Source organism: Hydrogenophaga sp., assembly GCF_036675665.1.
In the GTDB taxonomy this organism is placed as follows: domain Bacteria; phylum Pseudomonadota; class Gammaproteobacteria; order Burkholderiales; family Burkholderiaceae_C; genus Hydrogenophaga.
Genome location: NZ_JAKFEO010000059.1, coordinates 1 through 2,394 on the forward strand (window position 1 = coordinate 1; position 2,394 = coordinate 2,394).

Annotated in this window: 3 protein-coding genes; 2 read left to right on the plus strand and 1 reads right to left on the minus strand. The window is 66.8% G+C overall.

The window, feature by feature from the left end; translation table 11 throughout:
* Positions 1 to 767: adenylosuccinate synthetase (locus V6M63_RS18330; protein WP_332744161.1), on the plus strand; the 767-nt coding region annotated here is incomplete at its 5' end.
* Positions 768 to 910: 143 nt separating this feature from the next.
* Here the strand turns inward: V6M63_RS18330 and V6M63_RS18335 are convergent.
* On the minus strand, positions 911 to 1,348 hold the full coding sequence (locus tag V6M63_RS18335) for a MarR family winged helix-turn-helix transcriptional regulator (protein ID WP_332744163.1): 438 nt from the start codon (positions 1,346 to 1,348) through the stop codon (positions 911 to 913).
* A 177-nt stretch (positions 1,349 to 1,525) separates the two neighbouring features.
* On the opposite strand from V6M63_RS18335, the gene V6M63_RS18340 reads away from it, so the two are divergent.
* Positions 1,526 to 2,338: an alpha/beta fold hydrolase gene (locus V6M63_RS18340; RefSeq protein WP_332744164.1), complete on the plus strand. Its 813-nt coding sequence runs from the start codon at positions 1,526 to 1,528 to the stop codon at positions 2,336 to 2,338.
* The last annotated feature ends 56 nt before the right edge of the window (positions 2,339 to 2,394 follow it).

Genomic DNA, 2,394 nt, shown 5'->3' on the forward strand with positions numbered 1-2,394 from the left:
ACCTCAATACCGACCCGGTCGATTTCCAGCAGACCTTCGACGAGGCGCTGGCCTTCGGCGAGTACGTGCAGCCGATGAAGTCCGACGTGGCCGGGATCCTCCACGACCTGCGCAAGCAGGGTAAGCGGGTGATGTTCGAAGGCGCGCAGGGCGCGTTGCTGGACATCGACCACGGCACCTATCCCTACGTCACCTCGTCCAACACCACGGTCGGCGGCGCGCTGGCCGGCACCGGCGTGGGCGCGGACGCGATCGACTACGTGCTGGGCATCTGCAAGGCCTACGCCACGCGCGTGGGCGGCGGTCCGTTCCCGACCGAGCTGGACGATGAAGTCGGCGAGGAAATCCGCAAGAAAGGCCAGGAGTTCGGCGCAACCACCGGGCGTCCGCGCCGCTGCGGCTGGATCGACATCGTGGCCTTGAAGCGCGCCGTCGCCATCAATGGCATCAGCGGGTTGTGCATCACCAAGCTGGACGTGCTGGACGGCATGAAGTCGCTGAAGATCTGCATCGCCTACGAGTACCACGGCAAGCGCACGGAGTACGCACCGCTGGATGCGCAGGGTTGGGAAGAGTGCACACCGGTGTATCTGGAGTTCCCGGGCTGGGAAGAGAACACCCACGGCATCACCGAGTGGGACAAGCTCCCCGCCGCCGCCCGCGCCTACCTGCGCGCGCTGGAAGAACTGGCCGGCTGCCCGCTGTCGATCGTCAGCACCGGCCCGGACCGCGACCACACCATGGTGCTGCAGGATCCGTTCGCATAACCGCCGTCATCCCGAAAGCCGTCATCCCGGCGCAAGCCGGGACCCAGCGGTTGAAAAAAGAGGCCCCGCAAAGCGGGGCTTTTTATTTGGTACGCCAGCAAAAGCCCGCAACGCCCACCCGGACGCACGGGCAACCGGCCGTCCTATGCGGCCGACAGCGCATCGCGCAACCGCTGCACCTGCCGGTTCAACGCCACCAGTTCCTCCAGCTGCATGCCCGATCGCATGCCCAGGGTCTCGGCCAGGCAGCGGGTCTGGGCCTGTACGTCGCGGCCGGCAGCGGTCAGCGAGACATGCACCTGGCGCTCGTCCTGGGTGCCGCGCTGGCGGGTGACGAAGCCGGCCGCTTCCAGGCGCTTGACCAGGGGGGTGATGGTGCTGGAGTCCAGGGCCAGGCGCGCGCCGATCGCGCTCACCGTCAGACCATCGGTCTCCCACAGCGTGCTCAGGACCAGATACTGGGGGTAGGTCAGTCCCAGTGGATCCAGCAGCGGTTTGTAGGTGCGGTTGATGGCCATGCCGGCCCCGTACAGGGAGAAGCAGAGCTGTTCGCTGAGTGGAAGGGAGACGTTGGCAGCCATCGTGCACCTCGAAAAAGTGAAACCAATCAACCTCTTGTCGAAATAAAGCTTATCACGATAATAAAGTGCTTGACAAGTAACTGCCCCGTGGTAATAAATACATATCGCGATAACTACTGCCGCGATAACACAGCCAACCTTCCCGCACGTCCCCTCGACCCTGACTGGAGAACACCCATGAAAACCGCAACCACCCGCCTGGCTTCCTCCCTGCTGCTGGCCCTGGCCCTGCCGGCCGCCGGCCTGCTGAGCGCCAGCGCCGCCGAGAGCACCACCGACAAGAGCAGCACCGCCGCGCCCGCCGCCGCCAAGACCACCGTGGTCCTGGTCCATGGCGCCTTCGCCGACGGCTCGTCGTGGAACAAGATCATCCCGCTGCTGCAGGCCCAGGGCCTGGACGCGGTCGCGGTGCAGAACCCGCTGACCTCGCTGGAGGACGACGTGGCCGCGGCCAACCGCATCATCAATGCGCAGGCCGGGCCGGTGGTGCTGGTCGGACATTCCTGGGGCGGCTCGGTGATCACCCAGGCCGGCGGCAACGACAAGGTCAGGGCGCTGGTCTACGTCGCCGCCTTCGCCCCATCGCTGGACGCGGCGCCGACCGCCGACCTGAAGGCCTTCCCGACACCGCCCGGCTCGGCCCACTTCGTCGCCGACGCGGAAGGTTTCCTGACCCTGCCGGCGGCCGCGATCGCCAGCGACTTCGCCCAGGACGTCAGCCCGGAAGAGGCGAACCTCATCGCCGCCACCCAGGGCCCGGTCTTCAGTGGCGCCTTCGAGCAGAAGGTCAGCGTCGCCGCCTGGACCAGCAAACCGTCCTGGTACATCGTCGCCACGCAGGACCGCATGATCGACCCCGGCGCCCAGCGCGCCCTGGCCAAAAAGCTCAAGGCCCACACCACCGAGCTGGCTGCCAGCCACGTGCCGATGGTGTCGCAACCGCAGGCGGTGGCCGACGTGATCATCGCCGCGGCCAAGTCCATCAAGTAAGGCCGCACGCCCGAAGTGCGGAACCCGGGGGACGGCGCTGGCGCCGTCCCCTTTTC

What these genes read in the sequence shown, in the direction of transcription:
- V6M63_RS18335 (WP_332744163.1), bottom strand. Translation starts at nt 1,348, where the DNA reads ATGGCTGCCAACGTCTCCCTTCCACTCAGCGAACAGCTCTGCTTCTCC.
- V6M63_RS18340 (WP_332744164.1), top strand. Translation starts at nt 1,526, where the DNA reads ATGAAAACCGCAACCACCCGCCTGGCTTCCTCCCTGCTGCTGGCCCTG.